The organism is Acinetobacter sp. YH12140 (genome assembly GCF_013418475.1).
Taxonomy (GTDB): domain Bacteria; phylum Pseudomonadota; class Gammaproteobacteria; order Pseudomonadales; family Moraxellaceae; genus Acinetobacter; species Acinetobacter amyesii.
Map to the genome: position 1 here is coordinate 218,793 of NZ_VPBZ01000001.1, position 24,451 is coordinate 243,243.

At 41.4% G+C, this 24,451-nt stretch carries 21 protein-coding genes; 9 read left to right on the forward strand and 12 right to left on the reverse strand.

Annotated features, from left to right (window positions below; all coding sequences use genetic code 11):
* Window positions 1-100: 100 nt before the first annotated feature.
* The 6 genes from def to FTU75_RS01080 all read left to right on the forward strand — a co-directional run bounded on the left by def (window position 101) and on the right by FTU75_RS01080 (window position 5,502).
* Window positions 101-583: a peptide deformylase gene (def, locus tag FTU75_RS01055; RefSeq protein WP_078192223.1), complete on the forward strand. Its 483-nt coding sequence runs from the start codon at window positions 101-103 to the stop codon at window positions 581-583.
* A 190-nt stretch (window positions 584-773) separates the two neighbouring features.
* Window positions 774-1,985 carry a GGDEF domain-containing protein gene (locus FTU75_RS01060; RefSeq protein WP_180114774.1) on the forward strand — a complete coding sequence of 404 codons (1,212 nt, stop codon included), beginning with the start codon at window positions 774-776 and terminating at the stop codon, window positions 1,983-1,985.
* A gap of 17 nt (window positions 1,986-2,002) precedes the next feature.
* Window positions 2,003-2,455: a hypothetical protein gene (locus FTU75_RS01065; protein WP_180114776.1), complete on the forward strand. Its 453-nt coding sequence runs from the start codon at window positions 2,003-2,005 to the stop codon at window positions 2,453-2,455.
* Window positions 2,456-2,519: 64 nt separating this feature from the next.
* The gene (locus FTU75_RS01070) at window positions 2,520-3,797 is read left to right on the forward strand and encodes a glutaminase (protein WP_180114778.1); all 1,278 of its coding nucleotides are present in this window, start codon (window positions 2,520-2,522) and stop codon (window positions 3,795-3,797) included.
* A 90-nt stretch (window positions 3,798-3,887) separates the two neighbouring features.
* A complete protein-coding gene (locus tag FTU75_RS01075) occupies window positions 3,888-4,931 on the forward strand; it encodes a molecular chaperone DnaJ (protein ID WP_180114780.1) in 1,044 nt (347 codons plus the stop codon).
* A 196-nt stretch (window positions 4,932-5,127) separates the two neighbouring features.
* Window positions 5,128-5,502 (forward strand): endonuclease domain-containing protein, encoded by a 375-nt coding sequence (locus tag FTU75_RS01080; RefSeq protein WP_180114782.1) that lies wholly within the window; start codon window positions 5,128-5,130, stop codon window positions 5,500-5,502.
* Between the two features lie 100 nt (window positions 5,503-5,602).
* Here the strand turns inward: FTU75_RS01080 and FTU75_RS01085 are convergent, their stop codons facing one another.
* The 4 genes from FTU75_RS01085 to FTU75_RS01100 form a co-directional block, all read right to left on the reverse strand.
* Window positions 5,603-6,523, reverse strand: a complete 921-nt coding sequence (locus FTU75_RS01085) for a nucleotidyltransferase (protein WP_180114784.1) — start codon at window positions 6,521-6,523, stop codon at window positions 5,603-5,605.
* Window positions 6,492-6,944 (reverse strand): hypothetical protein, encoded by a 453-nt coding sequence (locus tag FTU75_RS01090; RefSeq protein WP_180114787.1) that lies wholly within the window; start codon window positions 6,942-6,944, stop codon window positions 6,492-6,494. The genes FTU75_RS01085 and FTU75_RS01090 overlap by 32 nt, the downstream gene beginning before the upstream one ends.
* Window positions 6,941-7,594, reverse strand: coding sequence for an SLATT domain-containing protein (locus FTU75_RS01095; RefSeq protein ID WP_180114789.1), 654 nt, complete (start codon window positions 7,592-7,594; stop codon window positions 6,941-6,943). The genes FTU75_RS01090 and FTU75_RS01095 overlap by 4 nt, the downstream gene beginning before the upstream one ends.
* A 122-nt stretch (window positions 7,595-7,716) precedes the next feature.
* The gene (locus FTU75_RS01100) at window positions 7,717-10,611 is read right to left on the reverse strand and encodes a valine--tRNA ligase (protein ID WP_180114791.1); all 2,895 of its coding nucleotides are present in this window, start codon (window positions 10,609-10,611) and stop codon (window positions 7,717-7,719) included.
* Window positions 10,612-10,795: 184 nt separating this feature from the next.
* On the opposite strand from FTU75_RS01100, the gene FTU75_RS01105 reads away from it, so the two are divergent.
* From FTU75_RS01105 to FTU75_RS01115, 3 genes are all read left to right on the forward strand, one after another.
* Window positions 10,796-11,467 carry a hypothetical protein gene (locus FTU75_RS01105; RefSeq protein WP_180114793.1) on the forward strand — a complete coding sequence of 224 codons (672 nt, stop codon included), beginning with the start codon at window positions 10,796-10,798 and terminating at the stop codon, window positions 11,465-11,467.
* A gap of 44 nt (window positions 11,468-11,511) precedes the next feature.
* Window positions 11,512-12,318 (forward strand): SDR family oxidoreductase, encoded by an 807-nt coding sequence (locus FTU75_RS01110; RefSeq protein ID WP_078191399.1) that lies wholly within the window; start codon window positions 11,512-11,514, stop codon window positions 12,316-12,318.
* A gap of 74 nt (window positions 12,319-12,392) precedes the next feature.
* Window positions 12,393-13,409: a hypothetical protein gene (locus tag FTU75_RS01115; protein WP_180114795.1), complete on the forward strand. Its 1,017-nt coding sequence runs from the start codon at window positions 12,393-12,395 to the stop codon at window positions 13,407-13,409.
* 34 nt (window positions 13,410-13,443) lie between these two features.
* Here the strand turns inward: FTU75_RS01115 and FTU75_RS01120 are convergent, their stop codons facing one another.
* From FTU75_RS01120 to sdsA, 8 genes are all read right to left on the reverse strand, one after another.
* Window positions 13,444-13,887 (reverse strand): YbjQ family protein, encoded by a 444-nt coding sequence (locus FTU75_RS01120; protein ID WP_168378127.1) that lies wholly within the window; start codon window positions 13,885-13,887, stop codon window positions 13,444-13,446.
* A gap of 3 nt (window positions 13,888-13,890) precedes the next feature.
* Complete coding sequence (locus tag FTU75_RS01125; protein WP_078192212.1) at window positions 13,891-14,247, reverse strand: YbjQ family protein; 357 nt, start codon at window positions 14,245-14,247, stop codon at window positions 13,891-13,893.
* 151 nt (window positions 14,248-14,398) lie between these two features.
* Window positions 14,399-15,853 carry a multidrug efflux RND transporter AdeIJK outer membrane channel subunit AdeK gene (gene adeK / locus FTU75_RS01130; RefSeq protein ID WP_180034600.1) on the reverse strand — a complete coding sequence of 485 codons (1,455 nt, stop codon included), beginning with the start codon at window positions 15,851-15,853 and terminating at the stop codon, window positions 14,399-14,401.
* Entirely contained in the window at window positions 15,853-19,032 is a 3,180-nt protein-coding gene (locus FTU75_RS01135) for an efflux RND transporter permease subunit (protein ID WP_180114797.1), read from the reverse strand. Before FTU75_RS01135 ends, adeK begins: the two co-directional genes overlap by 1 nt.
* A 12-nt stretch (window positions 19,033-19,044) precedes the next feature.
* Complete coding sequence (locus FTU75_RS01140) at window positions 19,045-20,310, reverse strand: efflux RND transporter periplasmic adaptor subunit (RefSeq protein WP_180114799.1); 1,266 nt, start codon at window positions 20,308-20,310, stop codon at window positions 19,045-19,047.
* A 42-nt stretch (window positions 20,311-20,352) separates the two neighbouring features.
* Window positions 20,353-20,949, reverse strand: coding sequence for a phosphatase PAP2 family protein (locus FTU75_RS01145; protein WP_180114801.1), 597 nt, complete (start codon window positions 20,947-20,949; stop codon window positions 20,353-20,355).
* 152 nt (window positions 20,950-21,101) lie between these two features.
* The gene (locus FTU75_RS01150; protein WP_180114803.1) at window positions 21,102-23,153 is read right to left on the reverse strand and encodes a site-specific recombinase; all 2,052 of its coding nucleotides are present in this window, start codon (window positions 23,151-23,153) and stop codon (window positions 21,102-21,104) included.
* 31 nt (window positions 23,154-23,184) lie between these two features.
* Entirely contained in the window at window positions 23,185-24,162 is a 978-nt protein-coding gene (gene sdsA / locus FTU75_RS01155) for an All-trans-nonaprenyl-diphosphate synthase (protein ID WP_078191391.1), read from the reverse strand.
* Between the last annotated feature and the right edge of the window lie 289 nt (window positions 24,163-24,451).

Below are 24,451 nucleotides of genomic sequence, written 5' to 3' on the forward strand. Positions count from 1 at the left end.
TAGCATGCTGTTGTTTTATACTCAGAACCGATAATAATGCATATTGCATGATTGTTTTTTTTACGTAATTTAAGCCCGCTAGACTTAAAAGGATAAAAACATGAGTTATGTTGCTGCTGTTGCACAGCGTGGTGAAGCAATTTTGACGCTCACTGCCGCAGAGGTACAAGCATCTGAAATAGGTTCTGCATGGTTAACTGCACTAAGTGAAACACTGCATGCCACTATGCTTGAGCGTCAAGGCGTAGGCATTGCCGCGCCGCAAATTTATGTTTCAAAGCGGGTGATTATCGTGGCTTCACGTGCAAATTTACGCTATCCCGATGCGCCTGAAATGGAGGCGATCGTGATGGTGAATCCAGTGATTACATCTCGATCTACGACCACGGTTTTGGGTGAAGAAGGCTGCTTAAGTGTGCCGAATGCACGAGGGCAAGTCCCGAGAGCCGAGCAAATTCACGTGCGATATTTGACCCTTCAAGGTGAAGTCAAAGAGAAAACCCTGAATGGCTTTCCCGCACGGATCGTACAACATGAGGTCGATCATCTGAACGGGATCTTATTCACCGAGCGTTTAGAATAATAAACCGTGTTATTTCAAAAATAAAAAAGTGACCAATTGAGCTAAAAAATAGCGGAAAAGTAATTTGAATAGTGGTGCAAGTGAAGTTTAAAGGCTTCAAATGTTGCAGTTATAACTGTGAAAATAGGCATTCTTTTTGAAGTTAAAACCTTGTATAACTAGCGAAATAATAAAATAAAAAAGTAGATTAATGGGGAAAAACTGGGGCAATGCTGTCTGTACGAACTGGGGCGTACAATGGCGTAAGTTGAAGCATCTTTTATTTGAATCCGACTATCTCATCATCAATTGGTCTGACTATGATAAAGGGCGTTTACTTCTCATCTTTGGCATGCTGAGTCAAGTTAGCGTGTTGAAGTGGTGCATCATGAATTTTTATTATTCGACCAATCGGATTTGGTTTAATCCGAGTGAACTCAAGTTGAGGATCATCGTCGCTTGTATAGTCCTACTCAGTTATGGCGTATTGGCAGTACTCAGTCTTTATTTCAAAAAATATTTAAATTTTAGACTGTTTTTTAGCTATTTTGCGCCCGTCCTGTTTGGGTTCGGCATGATCTATGGTGGCTATATGATCGGGATCTATAGTCCTGCCACTATGGCGGGGACGGTCAATTTGTTGATGGTCGGTTTGGTTTTTTATCGTCCTGCAATTATGCTCAGTATTACATTTCCGATCACACTGTTTATTGGCTACATTTGCTATCAAACTTCGATTGACCATCTAGAATATGCACCGATTTTCAGCCCAGCTTTAAAACAGAGTGAGTTTTACGACAATGCCTTTTGGCTGATGAGTATGGCGGAGTTGTATTTACCCATATTGATCATCAGCGCAGTATTTTTTCAGATTTTGCTTTTACAGTGGCGACACCGTGAACAAAAGATGGAAGTCCTCAGCCGTGTCGATGGGCTGACCAATGTGTTTAACCGACGTTATGTTAGTCATGAACTTGATACACTCAGCAAACAGACACAGCCTGAATTTGCAGTGGTTTTACTTGATCTCGACCATTTTAAACTGATCAATGACCAATATGGACATGATGCAGGAGATGCCGTTTTACAACGTGTTGCTCAAATTTTAAATGACAATACTCGTGTACAAGATGTGGTTGGACGTTATGGCGGTGAAGAATTTATTTTAATTTTAAAAAATCAGAGTTTAGAGCAGGCGATAGAGGTCGCTGAACGCTGTCGATTGGCCATTTCTGAAGCTGAAACTATGATAGCCAATCAACAAATGTTGAAGATTAGTGCAAGTTTCGGTGTAGCAACTGCGATTGAGGGGACACCGTCTGCTGTGGTCACGCGTATGGCCGATCAAGCGCTGTACATGGCAAAGCAACAAGGTCGTAACCAAGTGCGTAGCTTTCGTGAGTTAAACTTTGCAGAAGATTAAAAACTTAAAAGATAGCGATGCAGCAATTACAATTTCAGCTCGGATTAGCGCAGCTCGACTTTCAGACCGAGCAACAGAATATTCATTTTAATCATGGCTTAGCGGCTTTGGTGCAAAAATGTGTCCGACATCAGCGCTTCGATGCTTTGGCAATTGAATATTTGATCTATGAAATTGAAGAAATTTTAGAACGATTACAGCTCGATTATCAGACGCAGCGCTATGCTCAGTCGAATGATGCGATGCTGCATATATTGGCGCAGAGCTTTTTTGAACATGCGACCCACATTGACCGACAAAGCTTTGAACATGGCTTTAATGAAATGATTGAACATACCGAATATTATCAAAATCTATTTGGTGAACAGGCAATCATTCAACTCAGTTATTTCGTTTTTATTCGAGAAATGATGCACCATTTGAATATACAGCACATACAGGTTTTAGCTCAGAACACGACTTCACCATAAGGACTTATACAGAGGCAGCTCAATTTGTTATAAATAAAAATGCACACAACAAAAAATAGCCCTTATGAAAACGCCTGTTCCAGATTATTTACAGCATGTCCTCAATGCCTGCGATGCCAATCAACACGGAGCTTTGGCAGATTATATTCCTGAGTTAGCTAACGCCAATCCAAATAGACTGGCTTTGGCACTGTCTACCGTAGATGGCACGATTTATTCCACGGGTGATGATGAAGTCGAGTTCACCATACAGTCGATGTCTAAACCTTTTGCTTATGCCTTAGCGATTCGTCATCTTGGCTTAGATCGTGTTTTACAAAAAGTCGGTGTCGAGCCATCGGGAGAGGCGTTTAATCAAATTGCGCTCGATCCACAAAGCAATACCCCGAAAAACCCGATGATCAATTCGGGTGCAATCACCACACATTCACTTTTACCGCATGACGAGCACAGCACTCGTGCTGAAAAACTCCGTGAATTTTTAAGTGAACTGGCAGGGCGTGAGTTAAGTTTTGATGAAGCGGTTTACCAGTCTGAAGTGAAGACGGCTTTTCGAAATTTGTCGATCGGTTACATGCTGCGCACAGTCGGTGTACTTGAAGAAGACCCTGAAGATGTGGTGAATGGTTACATTCGTCAGTGTGCAATATTAGTGACGGTTAAAGATTTGGCAAAAATGGCCAGCGTGCTTGCCAATGGTGGCGTGCAAGCAGCCACAGGTAAACGATTGCTGTCACGTTCGGTGGTGCGTCAAGTGTTGAGTGTGATGATGACTTGCGGCATGTATGATGCTGCGGGAGATTGGCTGACAACGGTCGGTATTCCTGCCAAAAGCGGTGTGGCCGGTGGCATCATGGGGGCTTTGCCAGGGCAGGTTGGGTTGGCAGTCTTTAGCCCGAAACTCGATACACATGGGAATAGTGTTCGAGGCGTCGAAATATTTGAACGACTGTCTAAGGACATGGGACTGCATGTGATGGAGGGAACACCTTCAGCGCAAACGATCGTCCAAAGTCGCTATACCTGCGGGATAGATCATTCTGTGGTGGTGTATGAACTGCGTGGTGTATTGCAATTTACTGAGTCGGAAATGTTGCTGCGGATCTTAGAAGATGAACCTGTTGCGACTAACCATATCGTTTTAGATCTGACCAATATTTCTTTGATACACGATGTTGGTGTTCGAATGCTCTTTGAAGGCGTAGATCGTTTAATTGCGGATGGTCATCGCGTGGTGGTGATCGACTCAGAGCATCTCTTGGAACAAAGTCGAAGTCATGCAGGACATGAGGTGGTTGTTCGAGAAGAGTTGGGTCAATATTTACAACGGTTTGAGCGTTAATGGACCAAAAGCCATTGTTGATTCATATAACTTGCTCATAAGTTTAGTGCTTAGATCGGCTATAATTTTCTTTTTGCGTTAAATTTGCTTATGTCTTTTGAGTTAAAAGTCAGTTTACTCCCGAGTGCTGAAGCTTTATCCCCACAGCATAAAAAGCTGAATAAACTAATTGAGCAAATTGAACAGCAAAAACAAGATTTAACGCTTTGGCAAAATGCCAAAAGTGAGATTCAGGGTTATATTCAGTTAAAACTTGTGCCGATCTATCGTGATTTGCATGCGGTGTATTTTCGTCAGCTTGCACAGCTTTGGCAGCATCTACAGCAAGAAGACTTTGCCAAAGCAGATTTAGCACAGCTCGATGCCAAACTCACGAAATTGGCAAAGCAGCTGAAAAAATCCAACTATTTAAATACAGCAGAACTTGAAAAAGTCTCGGAGGTCGATGCTTTTTATCAGCAGCATCATGCACATAATCAAAAGCCAAATAAAAAAGCCAAGTCAGCCCAAACTGAACAGAGCAAAGTAGAAGGTCATGTTGATATAGAACAAGAAACGACAGAAGAAGAATACGAGTCTTATGAAGCGTGGGACAGCGAACAATATCAACGTGAGAAAGAAGAGCATCAGCGCAGACGCTTAGCGCAAAAACGCGAGCAAGCTGAAAAGTTAGTGAACCAATCACTGAAAACCGTGTATTTAAAAATCACTGCCATGATTCACCCAGACCGTGAACCTGATGAAGCTAAAAAAGCGGAAAAAACCGAGTTGCTGCAAGTGGTGAACCAAGCCCATGAAGCACAGGATTTATTTTATTTATTAAAGCTGCAATTACAGCTTGAAACCAATAAAGGCAAAAGCCCTAAAGCTTTAACAGATGAACATTTAAAGTTTTATAAAATGGCTTTAGAGGCACAAAGCCAACGCCTTGCAAGTCAGATTGATGACATCACGGATAGTTTCCACTGGAGTGAAAAGGCGAAGCCAATAAATATGCAGGTCAAAGATGTATATAAGGTGATTGATGGCGATGTTTCAGTGCTGAAAGAGCAAGTGAAGTGGGAAAAAGAACGGCTGAAATATATGGAAAAGGTGAAAGGGTTGGAAGTGTTATTGGAGAATGGGGTGCTTTGATACTTTTTTCATTAAAAGCACGTTTCCCTCACCCCCTTGCGAAGCAGTGCTTCTCATCCCAAAGGGAGAGGGAGCTGCATCTAATTAAATACCGTCAATTGGCTTAATAATGAATATTCCCTCTCCTTGTAGGAGAGGGCTAGGGAGAGGTTATAAAATTTGATAATCTAAATAAAATAATAAAAAGCAAAATTCAATGAACAAAAAGCTCGATCCCCAATTATTAGAATTCGCCAAATCCATGCGCCACTCAGCCACTGACGTTGAAAACTTTATGTGGCAACTTTTACGTGCCAAGCGTTTTATGAACCTTAAATTTCGCCGTCAGCACGTGATCCAACCTTATATTGTGGATTTTTACTGTCATGAAATTGGTTTAGTGATTGAGTTGGATGGTAGTCAGCATGGAACGAATGATGCGATTGAATACGATGCTGAGCGAACTAAGTTTTTAGAGGCTTTGGGTTTAACTGTTGTGCGATATTGGAATTATGATGTGTTGGGGCGGACGGATGTGGTGTTGGGGGATTTGTGGCAGAGATGTTGTGAATTAAAAAATACCTCTCCCTAACCCTCTCCTAAAAGGAGAGGGAACTCCAATATGAAATTCATACAGGTATTAAATCAAAAGACGCTCCCTCTCCCTTTGGGAGAGGGTCGGGGTGAGGGTACTAGATATGGACGCTTACATGATCACGAGCGACACATACTCCATTTTTTATAATGTAGCATTCAACCCAATGTTCACCACAGAAACTAGACTTTTCCTGAAGGCGAGAATCTTTGTGCTTTCCGAAAGTGCTATCTTGTAATGCACCACGTTCTTGATTTTTTGCTACGGCAGCAGGACCAATATTACGTACCTTCCACTTGACTTGATATGGTGGTTCGACATCTGTATCCCTGATGTGGAACTCTAAATTTCTACTTATAGGAACTTTATAATTAGACAAAGCTTTCTTAAGCATTTTCCAAGTTCTTGATTCCAGACTAATAGAGTAATCAATAGATAGATAGTTTCTAATATCAACTTTCCCATTATAAACATGTTCAATAAACCGCTCATTTGGAGCTTTCTTACGCACAATAAAACTTTCGTGAAGTTGCTCTAATTCTTCTTCAGGGAAGTTCACCCCAAATACTTTTGCCCATTTTTCATTAGCAACAGATTCATCCTCTAAGGCTTCAAGGCATAGCTGATATGCCTTCTTCATTTTTCTATGATTTTGCCATGACCCATGAACATTTTGCTTACTACCTGGCGCTTTCCAAATATTTTGATCAGGCTTAAGATCGTATTGATCGACTAGATATTTAAAGAAATCTTTTACCAATTCACCATAATTTTTATAGCTAATATTTTTATAGTTTTCAGATTGTTTTAGAAAATTATAACTTAAAGTATCAATCCAAAGACCTGAACATTTAGCCCCTACATGATTTTTCCAAGCTCGTACCATTCGGCATAAATGCCGATAAGTATTATGACCATACTCATCATTTAGTCTTCGAGTCTCTTCTATTTCAAGTTTTGGTTTGGTTTCTCTCCAACGTCCACCATCATTGGAATCTGGGGAAAGTATAGATGTCATAATCCAAAGTACCGTCATCATTTGTGTTTAAATAAAATGTTGGTAGAACTTCAATGCGGAAACCATCTAGATCAATTCCCACGATTTGACCATCTGCTTTAACTTGGTCATGGTCATATACATTTTGAATGGCTTTCTTCACATCTTGTAATAATGAGCTTTGTCCACCTGATGAATATGCATTGAATTTATCGTAAATTGATTTTGGTAGTTCAAATGCCATATCAAGATCGCTGATGCCATTGATCCCAGTTTTTCGTCCATATGACCCAATTTGGCGACAATGAGTAGAAGTGCTCTCAGATTCATAGTAGTACTCATTTAACGCTTTAGTTACTTTGTTATAGTTTTCAGAAATGACATTAATATTTTGAATTTGGATGTTTTCAATAAATTTTTTAAATAAAGCAGCTGTTGTCATTTGCAGATTCCTTTAAAAAGTTCTAGATATGTTTGAGCATGACCATTAGCTACTAAATGATTAGCAATATAAAAACCAATAATTAATAAAAGAATCAGAATACAAAGCGTAATACAGAGAACAAAAAATGAAAAAGGTAGTTTATCAAAGAAAAATTTTAGTTTTAATTCGTCGGTAAACCATTGAGTGTTAACTTTTTTAGTCCAAAACATTTTGATATGGGCATACCAATCACTTCCAAAAATTTGCTTTTCGATAGCTAAATTTTTTTGATGATTGTCCAAAGTTATCCATTGTTGTTCATATGTAGAAATATTTTGAGTGGGAGAAGCATTTTTTACATCGTAAAATAGTTGTTTTAGATCACGCTCAATATCTTGTAATTGCGATGCTGTGGTTAAGTATTTGCTATCATTATATTTTTCCATATACATGACTAATACACCGCCGACAACTCCTGCGATAGCTAATGCAACAAATCCATTTAAACTTTGGTATCCGAGCATAAAAATACTTAAAACTAGTAAACCAAGACCAACACGTGTGATTGTTTTATTGGCTAGATCAAAAGTTGAATAACATTTATCTTTTCCATAACTAGTTGAATAACCACTTATTGCGATCTCATTTAAAAGTTGATCTTTAGTCATGTAATTCTCATATTTATTTTATTACATGTTTTATGGTGACAACTTATACAATTTCAATACCAATGCTTACAAAAAAATCCCCTCACGAAGAGGGGATTTTTTTGAACCAAACTAACAACACCTTAAAGCGCTGCAATTTGCTCCATATTCGCTTTAATTTTCGCTAACTGGTCAGCAAACTCAGCAAGTTTCACTTTCTCGCCTTCAACCACAGCCGCAGGCGCTTTTGCCACAAAACCTTCGTTAGAAAGTTTAGTTGCAATTTGGTCATGCTGTTTTTGAACCTTGTCTAAGTCTTTTTGCAAACGACCCAATTCCGCTTTAGGGTCAATTAAACCCTTCATTGGAACGAATACAGACACATGACCTACAACGCTTGATGAAGACAATGGCGGTTGTTCAGCATCAGCTAGGAACGTAATGCTTTCAACTTTTGCCAATGCTTTAAACAACGGTTCAATACGAGCAATTTGAGCTTTTTCAGTATCAGTCGTGTTTTGAAGCAGTACAGGCAACAAGCGAGCATTACCTAAGCCCATTTCACCACGGATGTTACGTACCGCACCAATCAAACCTTGCAGCCATTGCATATCTGCTTCAGCTTGGTCGTTGATTAACGCTTGCTCAGCAACAGGGTAATGCGCCAACATGATTGTTTCGCCAGAAATGTTCAGTTTCGGCGCAAGCGTTTGCCAAATTTCTTCTGTTAGGTAAGGCATCAACGGATGAGCCAAACGTAAAGATGCTTCCATTACAGCAAGAAGAACACGACGTACTTCAGCTTTACGCTCAACTGATACGTTTTCATCATTTAGAACAGGCTTAGTCAGCTCTACATACCAGTCACAGTATTCATTCCAAATGAACTCGTAAATCGCTTGTGCAGCCAAGTCTAAACGGTAAGTCGCAAATGCTGTTTGCACCGTTTGTTCCGCTTTTTGCAGACGGCTCACGATCCATTGTTCAGGCAATTCCCAAAGGTCTTGACGTACTTCTTGACCAATCACTTGCTCTTCACAGTTCATCATCACGAAACGGGTAGCGTTCCAGATTTTGTTGGCAAAGTTACGGTAGCCTTCAACACGTTTCATGTCGAACTTAATGTCACGGCCAGTGTTCGCAAGCGCACAGAATGTGAAACGTACAGCGTCAGTACCGTAAGATTGAATACCTTCAGGGAATTCTTTACGGGTTGATTTTTCAATCTTCGCTGCTTGTTTCGGGTTCATCAAACCAGTCGTACGTTTTTGTACTAAAGTTTCAAGATCAACACCGTCAATCAAATCTAATGGGTCAAGCACGTTACCCTTAGATTTAGACATCTTCTGACCTTCGCCATCACGTACCAAACCGTGAACGTATACAGTTTTGAACGGAACTTGCGGTGTGCCATCTTCATTTTTCATGAAGTGCATGGTCATCATGATCATGCGGGCAACCCAGAAGAAGATAATGTCAAAGCCAGTTACAAGTACATCAGTCGGGTGGAAAGTATTTAAGAAATAGTTTTCTTTATCTTTTGCTTCGTCGCCTGTCCAACCTAAAGTTGAGAATGTCCAAAGACCAGATGAGAACCATGTATCAAGCACGTCTTCGTCTTGTTTCAATGCAACTTCAGGTGCAATGCCATTTTTCGCACGAACTTCAGCTTCGTCGCGACCGACAAATACGTTGCCTTCAGCATCGTACCAAGCTGGAATACGGTGACCCCACCATAATTGACGTGAGATACACCAGTCTTGAATGTTGTTCATCCAAGCCATGTACATGTTGCTGTATTGCTCAGGAACGAATTTAATCTCGCCATCTTTAACTGCTTTAATCGCAGGCTCAGCAAGCGGCGCAATTTTCACATACCATTGGTCTGTTAATAGTGGCTCAACAATCACGCCTGAGCGGTCACCGCGAGGTGGCTTCAATGTGTACGGTTGAATTTGGTCTAACCAGCCTTCAGCTTCCGCTTGAGCAACCAATTTTTTACGTGCAGCAAAACGTTCTAAACCAATGTAGTCCGCAGGGGCAGGAATGGTTTTAGAAATTTGCTCGCCCGCTTTTGCGATATATTCAAACTCAGCCAACACTTCCGCATTTTTGTTGAAAATGTTGATGATTGGAAGTTCACAGCGTTTGCCCACTTCATAGTCATTGAAGTCGTGCGCAGGGGTGATTTTTACACAGCCTGTACCAAATTCTTTGTCTACATATTCGTCTTTTACGATAGGAACAGCACGGCCTGTAATAGGTAGGATGATGTTTTTGCCTACAAGCGCTGCATAGCGTTCATCATCCAGTGCAACTGCAACGGCTGTATCGCCAAGCAATGTTTCAGGACGAGTCGTCGCAACAACGATGTAATCTTTACCATCGTGGGTACGAAGTGACTTATCTTCAAAGAAGTATTTGAAGTGCCACAGTGAACCTGCTTCTTCTTTATCAGACTCAACTTCTAAGTCAGAAAGGGCAGTTTGTAGTTTAGGGTCCCAGTTTACAAGGCGTTTACCACGGTAAATTAAGCCTTCTTCATGCAGCCTAACAAACACTTCTTTAACGGCATTTGAAAGACCTTCGTCCATGGTGAAGCGTTCACGTGACCAGTCTACAGATGAGCCTAGTCGACGAATTTGACGGGTAATGTTGCCGCCAGATTGTTCTTTCCATTCCCACACTTTTTCGATGAACTTTTCACGGCCTAGGTCGTGACGGCTGATGCCTTCAGCACCCAATTGACGTTCAACAACCATTTGCGTTGCGATACCTGCGTGGTCGGTACCCGGCTGCCAAAGGGTATTTTTGCCAGACATACGGTTATAACGAGTCAACGCATCCATAATGGCATTGTTGAAACCATGACCCATGTGCAAGCTACCAGTGACGTTTGGTGGCGGAATCATAATACAGAATGAATCACCTTTTTGAGATGGCTTGAAGTAGCCTCTCTCTTCCCAAGTCTTGTACCATTTTTTTTCGATCTCGGTCGGATCGTAGGTCGTAGCAATATTTTGCGCTGAATCAGTCATAGTCTAAACAGATCAAAAGTGGATAAAAAATTAGATCTATTGTAGCAAAAAAAATGGTGAATTAGGGATGTTGGGCGAATGTTAACTTTTAGGATTTGGCAGTAAATAAAAGAGTCCGTATGATAGGACCTAAGATAAGAAGTATCCATTGATCCCAAAACTAAGATAAAAGGAGCAATATCAAATGACTTATTCTATTTCGTTAAAGATTCAACCTACGACATATCAACGTTTTGAGATGATTCATCAAAAACTCAATGCAGGTGAAACAGAAAGTCAGTCCAAAGCCTTAGGGGATAATTTAGCGGATATTGCATGTGAAATTTTAGATCAAGTTTTTGGCCAAATGGCGCGCATGAATAAGTCTGGAGACAATGAATCCGAAAAAATTATTCAGCAAATACGTGAAACGACCCGTAAATATATGCCGTGGTCGGTGTCTTTTTTTGGCAATGACCGCCTTGTACCGATGGTAAATTATTTATATGGACGTTTTTACAGCGAAGATGGTCAGCATTATATGCATTATCCGATCGATGCCTCTTTAGCCACCGACTTGCTTGCCTATGTCAGTCAAATGAAAGAAGGGCAGAATCAATATGTCCCACTCGCATTGAAGGCATTTACACAAGTGGTCGATGCCGGGGTGACGCATTTGGTGCGAGAACCAAAAAAAATGCTGAAATTTAATATGGTGGTGGATAAAACTTTAACCGGTGTCATCAATCTCACCACTCAACTCGGATATAAACGCTTCGATAAACTCGGCAAAATTTATGATGCACAATCGATGAGTCAGTACTTTGATCATTTTATGGTGTTTTTGAACAATGAGCCTGTACTACGTAAAGCATAAAATACATATAAATGAATAAATTAGTTATTTAAAAGGATGTCAAAATGGCAAAACGTGATGATTTGAACGGAAAAGTGGTGTGGATTACTGGGGCATCGTCAGGTTTGGGTGAAGCTTTAGCAAAAGAATGTGCTTTGCAAGGGGCGCAGGTCATTTTGACCGCACGTCGTTTTGAAGAGTTGGAAAAAGTCCGTGTTTCATTATTACATCCAGATCAGCATCTTTCAGTGTGTGCAGATATTACCAATGAAGAACAAGTTCGCCATGCTTATGAACAAGTCCTTGCGCATAAAGGTCGAATTGACTGGCTAATCAATAATGCGGGATTGAGTCAGCGTGCATTGATTACGGATACGACTATGCAAACTGAACGTGCCATCATGGAAGTAGATTATTTCTCGCAAGTCTATTTAACCAAAACCGTTTTACCGACATTTTTAGCACAAAAGTCTGGTCGAATTGCTTTTGTTTCAAGTGTTGCAGGCTTATTAGGGACACAATACCGCGCGACCTATTCTGCTGCAAAAGCTGCCATTCATATGTGGGCGAACAGTCTACGTGCGGAAGTTGCGGATCAAGGGGTGGGCGTATCGGTGATATTCCCCGGATTTGTCAAAACCAATGTTTCATTTAATGCACTCAATGGTGCCGGCAAGCCACAAGGGCATCAGGATGAAGCCATTGAAAATGGTCTAGAAGCCAATGAGTTTGCCGAAACGGTGGTGCAATCTTTGCAACGTGGGGAAGAATACATCGTGGTGGGTGGTTCTAAAGAAAAGCTCGGTGTTTGGGTGTCACGTTTATCACCAACAACGTTGTATAAAATGATTCGTAAAACCAAAGTGAAGTAAATTTTATCAAGTTTAAATAGTTTAAAAGTCACTCTTAACAGTGACTTTTTTAATGAGTAACGAGATTATAAGAAATGAAAAAGAATAATTTTAACAAATGGGGAATAGCCATCATTTTGTGCGCAATCATTGGTGCAATCGGTACAGTGGTATATTTTTATTTTAAACAGAAAACTCAAAAAATTGAGCAGAGGTCAACGCTCGAAAAGCCTGAAAAAGAAATAGGAACTGTATCAGAACCAGTTATTGAATCTGTTGAGATTGAGCCTAAAGTTGAAGCGGCGAGTGCAGAAGTTGTTATTCGAGGACCAAATGAGGGGTGGTTACCGATCGAAACACTGTTTGATGAACAAGGATTATTGAAGTCTGAGTATTACAGTCAAAATCCTCAAGATTCAGATGTTGATAAATTACCTTATAGCTCGAATAAAATTGGTGATTTTAAATGGCGAGCTGAATTTCATCCTGTTGATGATTTTAAAGGCGATCAGGCTAGATTCAAAGATCAATGTTTTGGATATTGTGTTTTAGTGAAAGGTAAGTTGCTGACCAGTGTTGAATCGACTGTATTTACGGGAGCATTTATTGCGAAAGATCATTTGATCGAAGTGATTGCACATAAGGGGAGTGGCGCATATATGCCTGTCAACTATAGCTTTATCAAAATCGACAAAGCTGGTAATGCAGAGTTAATCTCAGATGATCATAATTCTTACAAAGATCAATTGGCTCGTATCAATCATTCGGGACTCGAGATTGACTTAAAACCATTTAGAAAACTTCAATATTTTCTTCTAATGAATGAAAATGGTTTAAATGTGTCGATGCAAAAACCCAATAAGGTGGATGTCGAACCGACTCAGTGTAAAGAGTATTACGAAGGAACATTAGAGGCATGTCCAACTTTATATGGATGTAAAGCTGACATTGTGGTGCAAGATCTGGCACGTGCTTATGCTGGAGATGTTGCATTTAGTTATCATGATCCAAATATTGATGAAAAGAAATTTAATGAAGTTTGTTTTAAAGTTTGTCGCAATGAAAATGTGAGTTATGAAGAGTTTGAAAACACATTGTGTAAAGTAAATTAAATAGTAAAAAATGAATAGGGGAGAAGTAGAGAGATCAGATGTCTCTCTTTTGAATAGCAGTTCCATACGCAAAGACTTCGACCATGCCGCCTTGCATACCCAGCTCAGTGGTGCTTAAACGCAGGCCCATAATTTGCGTTGCGCCCATCTTTTCAGCTTCTTGCTTTAAACGCACCACGGCTTCACGACGTGCCCGATCGACAATGCTTTCATAACTGGTTAAACGTCCGCCAAAGAAGTTCTGAATATTGGCAATCACATATTTAAAATAATCATGTGAAATCACTACATTACTCGAAATCAGCTGTCCGAAATGTTCAGTAGTTTTAAAACGGTTGTTGTCTATTTGAATATGCGCTAAACGTTTTTCTTGAGCTTCGAGTTCTTTGAGATGTTTTTGTTCGATATGGCGACCGAAGCCCCAGCCAATACAAAAAAGCGCCACAAAGATCAGGACTTTAAAAATAAAGGCATCCATGACTTAGTCCTGAGTTGGAAATGGGTCTGGGAGTTTTGCTGAGTTGGCTTCTACGCGAACAGCCGTGCCATACACAAATAATTCAGAGGCGCCTTGAGCAATATTTGAGGTTGAAAAACGGATGCCGACGACAGCATTCGCGCCTAAGGCACGTGCTTTATCAATCATACGGCTCATAGCTTCTTGACGGGATTCTTCGAGTAGTTCTGTATAACCTTTGAGCTCACCACCCACAATATTTTTTAGGCCAGCCATAAAGTCACGACCAACATGTTTACTGCGGACAGTACTGCCATAAACGACATCAAGTTGTTGTGTAATGGTATGACCCGGAACAGATTCAAGATTACTTAAAAGCATTTTCTAGTTATCAATATAAAAAGGTGAATTGAAGATAGGAAACTCTTCAACAAAAAGCAATATGTTCATTTTTATTTTGAGGCTTCGATCTAAAAATGAAAAAGCCCACCGAAGTGAGCTTTTCAAATATTACGGACTAGGCTAAATCAAATTATTGTTTTGATGCCGCTTTACGTTCAGCAGTAGAAGGTTGGTATTGCACAGCATCAGAAGTGTTGGCTTTGATACCACCACCAAGTGTTTTATACAATTCAACTTGATTGTTGAGATTTGCTTGTTCAAGCAACAACAAACCTTGCTCAGCTGCATAAGATGCACGCTGCGCATCAAGTACAGTTAAGTAGCTATCAATACCAGCACGGAAGCGGGCATTTGACAGTTTGTACGTTGTGTTGGTTGCATCAACTAAACGGCGCTGTGCTGCAATACGGTCACCAATGTTTTGGCGAACTGCAAGCGCATCATTCACTTCACGGAAAGCTGACTGAACTGATTTTTCATAATCAGACAATGCAATTTTCTGGTCAGTTTCAGAAACTTTAATATTTGCCTGACGTGTACCCCAGTCGAAAATTGGAATATCTAGGCTAGGGCCAGCAGACCATACAAAGTTGCCTGATTTAAATAGATCACCTAAGTCCGTTGAAGCATAACCCGCTGAACCTGTCAGACTAATCGTAGGGAACAGACGTGCTTTAGCTGCACCAATGTTCGCACCAGCAGCAGACAGTTTATATTCAGCTGCACGTACATCTGGACGGTTGTTCAACAAGTCACTTGGAATACCTGAACCAATGGTATTGGTCGAAGTAATTCGACTGACACGTTGGTTCGGCAGCAAGTTCGCAGGCACTTGTTGACCCACTAATAGGTTCAATAAGTTTTGCGCTTGAGCAATTTGAGTCTTGTAATTCGCAACATCATTACGTGCAGTTTCTACAGAAATTTGAGCCTGACGAACAGGAACTTCACTGTCAATACCGACATCGAAACGCTTTTTGTTGAGGTTGTAAGATTCAAGCTGAGCTTTTAAGGTTTGATCCGCAAGCTTCAAGTTCGAATTGGCATACGCGTAGTTTAACCATGCTTGAGCCACTTGACCGATCAACGCAATTTGTGTTGCATCACGGGCACTTGCAGTTGCAAGGTAACTGTCCAAAGCATTGTCTTTTAAGCTACGTACACGACCCCAAAAATCAAGTTCATAGGCAGTGACACCTAAACCGACATTATAAGAGGTGATAGGCTTTTGTGTATTCAACGTGTCTTGACGAAGTACACTACCACTTGCACCAATGGTTGGTAATTGACCATTGGCAGTGATTTGATACTGTTGCTGTGCACGTTCAATATTTAAAGCAGCCGTACGTAGGTCACGGTTATTGGCTAAAGCTAAGTCAAGAACTTGTACCAGACGTTGGTCAGCAAAGAAATCTTTATATCCTTGTTCAGCAACAGAAGTACCAGAAGCACTTGCTGTGTAGCTTTCGGGGATATTGGTCTGAACAACCGGCTCTGGACCACGCATGCTTTGGCAGGCAGCCAAAGCAAGCGCAAGTGAAGAAACCGCAATGCTACGACCTGCAATAGACCATACATTTTGCATCACGATAAATGCTCCTGATTATTTTGTTGTTTTGGTTTGTACTTAAAGATACTTCGGATCCATACATAGAACACAGGAATAAAGAAGATACCAAGTAGGGTAGAACTGATTACGCCACCCAATACACCATAACCTACGGAGTGCTGACTACCTGCACCTGCACCCGAAGAAAGGGCAAGCGGAAGTACACCAAAACCAAAGGCTAAAGTGGTCATGATAATTGGACGTAGACGCATTTTAGCGGCATGCAATGTTGCGTTAAACAGATCTTCACCTTTTTCTTGAAGTTCTTTGGCGAATTCTACGATCAAGATCGCATTCTTCGCGGACAAACCAATGACGGCAATAATAGCCACCTGGAAGTAAATGTTATTCGCCAAGTTTGGATTTTTGAAGAACACCATTCCAAGGAAAGTCAGTAATAACGCACCCAATACACCTAATGGTACAACCAGTAATACTGAGAACGGAATAGACCAGCTTTCATACAAGGCAGCAAGACATAGGAAGACGATTAACAATGAAAGTGCGTATAAGAATGGTGCTTGTGCGCCAGACTCACGTTCTTCTAGAGATAAACCAGTCCATTCATAGTCAAAGCCTTGAACGCCCATCGAAGGAAGTTTTTGTACAATTTCTTCCATCGCTTTCATCGCGTCGCCCGAACTTACACCCACACCCGGTGAACCTTGAATGTTCACAGATGCGATACCGTTATAACGTTCAAGACGTGGTGAACCATAAGTCCATTCACCAGTAGCGAAGGTCGAGAATGGAACCATTGTGCCTTGGTTGTTACGGACATACCACTGGCTCAGGTCTTCAGGCATCATACGTGCCGCAGCTTCACCTTGTACATAGACTTTCTTCACACGACCACGGTCAACGAAGTCATTGATGTAAGAACCACCCCATGCCATACCCATTGTGGTGTTAATCTCAGAAATACTCACACCCATTGCACCGGCTTGAGCTTGGTCAATCGTGATTTTGTACTGTGGTGTATCTTCTTGACCGTTAGGACGAACACCCATGAGGCGTTTATCTTGAGCAGCCATACCGAGCACCATATTACGGGCATCGATAAGTTGTTGATGGGTTTGACCTGCAGAAGCTTTTAACTGCAAGTTGAAGCCGGCAGTTACACCCAATTCAGGCATTGCTGGTAATTGGATTGGCATGATGTATGAAGCATCCTTCACGATCATGTTCAATGCCATACCACGTTGAATAATCGCACCCACTTGAGATTCAGGTGATGTACGGTCTTCCCAATCTTTTAACTTGATGAATGCAAGACCTGCGTTTTGACCTACACCTGTGAACGAGAAACCGGCAACACTGAATACAGAATCGACATATTTTTCTTCGTTTTTCAGGAAGTAATCGGTCATTGCAGTGACAGTTTTATCCGTACGCTCAAGTGAGGCATTCGGTGGTAACTGTACCAGTGTCATTACAACACCTTGGTCTTCTTCAGGTAAGAATGATGATGGTAACTTTTGGAATAAAAGCACTAATAAGCCGATTACAACTGCATAAATCACACCAGAGAAAATCTTGTGGTGTGTCATGAAGTTCACGCCGCCTTGGTATTTATGCGCAACTTTATCAAAAGAGCTGTTAAACCAACGGAAGAAACGGGCAAAGATGTTGTTGCTTTCAGGTTTGTTTGGATCATGTTGTTTCAACATGGTCGCACATAGGGCAGGGGTAAAGGTCAATGCCACAATCAATGACAGAATCATTGCTGTTACCAGTGTGATTGAGAACTGACGATAAATTACACCTGTTGTACCACCGAAAAATGCCATCGGCACGAATACAGCGGTTAACACAGAGGTAATACCGATTAAGGCACCCGAGATCTGTTTCATTGAGATTTCAGTTGCAGTCACTGGGTCAAGATGATCTTCAACCATGACACGTTCAACGTTCTCTACGACAACAATCGCATCATCCACGAGGAGACCAATCGCCAGTACCATCGCGAACATGGTGAGTGTGTTGATCGAGAAACCAAACATGTTAATGACAGCAAAAGTACCCAATACCACTACAGGTACAGCCAATGTCGGAATAATCGTTGCGCGCCAGTTCTGTAAGAATAAGAACATCACAAAGAATACAAGAATCACGGCTTCTACAAGGGTATGTACAACACTTTCAATCGATAACTTAATGAATGGAGTCGTATCAAATGCAAGCGTGTCTTCTAAACCTTCAGGGTAGTTTGGACGTAGTTCTTTTAAACGTGCTTCAACAGCTTCGGCTGTGTCTAATGCGTTTGCACCAGTTGCTAGTTTGATCGCTACACCACCAGCAGGTTTGTTGTTGAACTTAGAGTCGAACTGATAGTTGTCAGCACCTAATTCAACACGTGCAACATCACCTAAACGTACCTGAGCACCATCACTACTGTTACGCAGGAAAATGTTTTTAAACTGCTCTGGTGTTTGCAACAAACTTTGTGCTGTAACTGTCGCGTTCAGTACTTGACCTTCAGTTGCAGGCGCACCACCTAACTGACCAACAGCAACCTGAGCATTCTGTGTACGGATAGCCGCAGCCACATCACTCGGTGTAACTTTCAGGTTTGCCATTTTGGCTGGATCTAGCCAAATACGCATCGCATAAGAACCACCGAATACTTGGACTTCACCTACACCTGCCACACGGCTGAGAGGTTCAGAAATATTCGAGTTTACATAGTCCTTAATGTCGTCCGCAGTCAACTTACCCGACGGTGAGTGGAATGCTACAACTTGTAGGAAGCTTGCGCCAGATTTGGTGACTTTTACACCTTGACGCTGTACATCTTCAGGTAATAGCGCTGTCGCAGACTGGAGTTTGTTTTGGACTTGAACTTGGGCGATATCTGGATCGATCCCTTGTTCAAAGTTCAATGTAATAGATGCTTGACCGTTACCCGCACTGTTTGACGAAATATAACGTAAGCCATCCAAACCATTCATTTGTTGTTCAATGATTTGGGTTACGGTGTTTTCAACTGTTTCTGCAGACGCACCAGGGTAAGTCGCAGAGATTGAAACCGTTGGCGGCGCAATGGTCGGATACTGTGCAATTGGCATATTAGATAGCGTGAGTACACCCGCCAACATAATCACCAATGCAATCACCCACGCAAAAATGGGGCGATGAATAAAGAATTGAGCCATTCAGTCTACTCCCTATGCGTTTGAAGTAGCTTTTTGTTCAGATTTAGGTGCTGCTTGTTCTGCAACTTTAGCATCTGGCTTTGCTGCAGCAGGTTGTTGCGCACCTTGAGGTGCAGCAGCCTGAGGTTGATATGGTTTGGCTACAACTTGTTGTTCTGGCTTAACTTTCGCAATACCGTCAACAATAACTTTATCGCCAGTATTCAAGCCTTGAGTCACGATCCAATTCGAACCTTGTGTACCAACAGTGGTTACAGGACGAGATTCAACAGCACCTTTTGCATTCACAATCATTGCAATCGCTTGACCTGTAGGGGTACGTGTAATAGCAGCTTGTGGAATCAGGTAAGCATTTGGAATCACACCTTGAACGATGCGAGCATTGGCAAACATACCCGGAAGTAATAAATGATTCGGGTTAGAAAAAACAGCACGAAGTGTAACCGTACCTGTATCTGGGTTTACACTCGCATCAGAAAATGCAAGACGACCTTCAATTGGGTATTCGCTACCATCTTCAAGACGTAATTTCACTTTGGTGTTATTACTGCTGTCTAAGTTGCCTTGGCTTAATTGTTGACGTAAGCGAAGAAGTTCAGCACTTGATTGGTTAATGTCAACGTACATTGGATCAAGACGTTGAATTGTGACTAATGGATCAGCCTGAGATGCAGTAACTAATGCACCCGCTGTGACTGTAGAACGGTTGGTTTGACCTGAAATTGGCGCACGTACAGTTGAGTAACCTAAGTTAATTTCTGCATTTTTAAGTTCTGCCTGAGATGCAGCAACGTCTGCTTCAGCCAGTTTTACTTGCGCAACAATATCGTCATATTCTTGTTTAGAAATCGCATTTGAGCCAACAAGCTGACGGTAGCGACCTTCTTTAACACGTAACACGCCTAAATTTGCTTGTTGACGTCTTAAAGCAGCACGAGCACTGTCAGCTGAAGCACGGTTTGTACGCGAGTCGATCTCGTACAAGGCTTGTCCTTCGCGAACATAGCTACCTTCTGCAAATAAACGTTTCAGTACTACACCACTGGTTTGTGGACGTACTTCTGAAATTTCATAGGCAGATGTACGGCCTGAAAGTTCAACAGATTGTTCAACGCTTTGCGGTTGGGCAACAATGACACCGACTTCAGTTGGTGGCATTTGCTGTGCAGCAGCAGCTTGCTGTGCATTTTTAGGATCTTTGCTACAACCAACAAGTGCAATACTTGTTGCCAATGCGCAAGCAGTCAGGGCGGGAGCCCAAAGCTTTGCAGACATCATTGTTCCACCTCAATTAGATATTTATCTAAATTATTCATTTGTTTACGCTTTACTGATTTTGATGTAACTCAAATAAAGTAGCGCGATCCAAATAAAACTTATGCTCCAACCGGATAAGACATCTGTCGGAAAATGAACCCCAACATATACTCGCGAAACACCCATACACAGCATCCATAACAATGCCAAAATGGTGATCAAGCGATGTTGAGCATGTTGTCGGCAAATCAAGATCATCAGACACGCAAGCGATGCAGCATAACAACTATGCGCGCTTGGAAATGAACTCCCGTAAGGCGCTACAAGATGGTACATTTCTGGGGGACGCGGTCTGGTGAACGTAAATTTAAGCAACCATGCAAGGCCGATACTTCCGAAGATCCCTATACTGATAAAAACAATCTCTGTATATTTTTTATACCACGCAAAGTGTAAACACCATAGCGTGGTGAAAAATAATACAAAAGGCATGCCGCCTAGCGCCGAAAGTCCGATGGCAATTTGATTAAAAACAGCAATACGGTGCTGACTCATCCATTCCACGATATTTAAATCTAATAGATTTAAATAGCTAGAATAAAGCGACAACACACTGATAATTAATGCAAAAAAACCAACAAACAGTAGCGTTCGTGGCATATTTTATTCCTTGTCATTTTAACCGGTTTGAGCTCGGTTAATTAATGGACTAAAGTGTACTCATCAGTACACTTTATTTCAAGTATGTGTAAATCATACTGATTTTATTTTTTGTGTTCATTTACATCTTACTAAAATAAAACACAAATCTGCTAATGATTGTTCTTACAGGCTTGTGTGCCATCTTCAACTTCAAGTGGGGTTTTCGGTGGCCAGAAAAAATCACTTGGTCGCGTTAGAAAATGAGTCATCACCAATTTAGCCAGTGGTTTCCATTGTTCAAATCTTACGCGACGTGCCCGTAGTGCCACAATAATGGTTAACGTGAAACTGACGAATAAGTTAGTCAGACCGATCAGAATAACTCCTAAGAATGACACAATGATTAAGCCAATGTCTGGTGAACCATTAATATTGATGAGGCCTTGAATGAAGTTGGCCGAGGCGAAGGCGATATGGCGAATATCTAAAGGTAAACCAAAAATAAATCCAATTGTTCCCATACTGCCCAGCATGATCCCGAATAAGAAGTTACCTGCTAAAGCACCTAAGTTTCGCTCAATGTAAGCGGCAAGCTTATCCAGTCTCTCTTGACCCATGATGCGTTTTAACTTTGGATGTGCTTGAATCCGTGGTCCAACTTTGCGATAGATCGCCATGTTGTCAAAGTACCCAGCAAGCAAACCTGATAAAAACAAACATACTCCAGCTATCGCAGCATGTGGCACAGCCAGTGAGGTAAATGGATTGAGGTCGTGTAAGGTTTTAGCTGCTTTTGCATGATTCATTAATGGCTCATGTAAAGCCATATCCCAACTTAAGGCGATCAATGCCGCGACCGGAATCGCAATACTGATGTTGCCTAAGATTGCAATAAACTGGGTTCGAATGATGTTAATAATTAGCGCGGCAAGTTCGGCAATCTGCGCCATTTTCGAGCCTTTACGATGCTGAACCGTCGAGGCAAGGGCGGCAGCTGTCATCGCAGGCTGTTTAGTGGCAACAGTAAAATGTAAGACATGAATCAGCATAAAGCCGAAAGAGTAGTTCAGACTATATGAAATGGCTTGCATGAGCGGTGCCATGCTGACACGGGCCATCAGCACTTTTAAAGTTGCCATACATGCAATGATCACACCGGCACCTGCCGCAGATCGGTACATGCTCATAAAGCCTTGTTTGTCCGTACTTACATAGTGTTCGCCGGTTTTACTTGCGTTTTCGGTGACTTGTAGGGCAACCAATTCACTATTGGTGGCGAGCAAATCGCGCACACTGCGCTCGCTATAAATCGCTGACGTCACATCACTGAGTAAACTACCCATAGACACATAGCGGACATCATCTTCTTCAACAATCAGGTTGAGTAAGATTTCTAAGCGATCTAAACACTGTTCTAAAAGCGACAATAAGTAAGTCAGGCTGACACTTACACCAATTCGTTTGGTCGCACGCCGAATCTTCAGCACCACATCACGACATTGTTCCAGCATTACCAACGCTTGAGAAGCATCTGGCGGTAGCACAGCACTCATTTCTTCAGCACTTTGATGGAGCTTTTTATACTGCTGAATAAAATCGTTTATTTCGCGGTTTTGCACCAAAAAAGGTGATTCATATTCGGTCAGTTCAGGCTGTGCATTAATAAATTCAGGATATAAGCCAATACCACTTACCCGATAGGACAAAACGGTAATGGCTTTAATTAACTCACGGCGAATTTTCTTTTTTTCTTCCTGATTGCTATGACCTTGATTAAATAGTCGAAAGAGCTGCATCCATTGCTGATCATCAATATTGTCCAGCCAATATTTGTCGCTATGACGATAAAAAACTCGACGGACTAAATCTTGTAATTGAGTTTCGTCATTGATCAGAGGAAGAAAATGTGCGCCAAGCCGTTGGAACAGTTGTCCCCAGAAACCATCGAGAGACAAAATACCCGTGTCCGCATATAAACTGGTTTGTTTATATCGGCTAATGAGTTTTAGGACAAAACTTTGCAGGGTAGAGGCTGCATCTGGCGTGATGAGTAAAGCTTGGATGAAAGCCTGAAATTTTTTCTTAATTTCGTCGGTATTTTTTGTATCTTCTGGTCGAATTCGGTTGACCAATTCGATCAGCAAGTTTTCATCCAGCACAGCCCGAGGGGTATCGAGCTGTTGCTGCATGGTCAAAAAGATATCATTGAGTTTTATATGCATAGGCAAGGGGGATTACGATGAATATTGTTAATTATTGAATTCGGTGTAATGCCAAGTTTGCGAGGTTGATTAAAGCTTGACGATATTCAGTATCTGGTAGCGCTGCTAAAGCGGCTAGTGCTGCCTCAGTTTCTTCAGTCGCTCGTTGGCTACAATAATCAAGTGCCCCAGAGCTTTGTACAATCTGAATAACACGCTCTAAATCTGCCGTACCACCTGTGGCAATACTGCGGCGAATAATGTCATGTTCTTCGCCAGTGGTATTCTTTAAGGCAGAGATTAAAGGTAAAGTTGGTTTACCTTCCATCAAATCATCGCCAATATTTTTACCTAATGTTTCAGCATCTGAGGTGTAATCTAAAATATCGTCAATAATTTGAAAGGCATTTCCAAAGTGTCCCGCAAATTTTCTAAGCGGTTCACGGTACTCTGGTGTACCAGTCAGAATCGCTGCACCTTCGGTAGCGAGCTCAAATAAACGCGAAGTTTTACCGTGAATAATATCTAAATAGGTTTGTTCAGTAGTTTCGGGTTGGTGTTGTGATTGAAGTTGTAAAACTTCACCTTCAGCAATTTCACAGGTACCCGTTGAAAAGTCTTTGAGTAATACTTTGCTGTCTAGATCCACCAATAAATCAAAAGCTCGTGAAATTAGAAAATCCCCCACTAGTACGGCAGTTTGATTATTCCATGTCGCATTTGCGGTTGGGCGACCACGGCGTAATCCCGATTCATCAACTACGTCGTCATGAACCAAGGTTGCGGTATGTAGCATTTCTATAATTGCTGCAAGTTTACGGTGTTTTTCTAAATCTTCTGCGCCACATGCCTTTGCTGCAAGTAAGCACATAATGGGACGCATGCGTTTACCGCCTGCTTCAACTACATGTTTACTGACTGCCATGACCAAGGCAACTTTAGACGTGATCCCTTCATTAATAAATTTGTCCATCGCAGCAAAGTCAGTAGCAACAGGCGCGAGAATATCTTGCTTAAAGTCGATGGTCATATGAAGAGAAACCTCAATAATTTTTGAATTACAGACGTAGTGTAGCAATTTGTTATATGAATAACAGATAAGAACTTACTCAATTGACTTAATCTTAAGTGATTTTTTTCATCAAGCGGAAGTATTGTACTTATTTTTTAACAGACTTTTATCTTTAGCATGTTGTTTGAACAGCATGTTGTTGATGTCAGTCCAGTGTATATTAGCGAATTGTTGCTAAAAATCTATGTCAAACCTTGCCAAAAGCATGATAAGTGAAATAGAGCACTCATTTTAATGGTTTTAATGA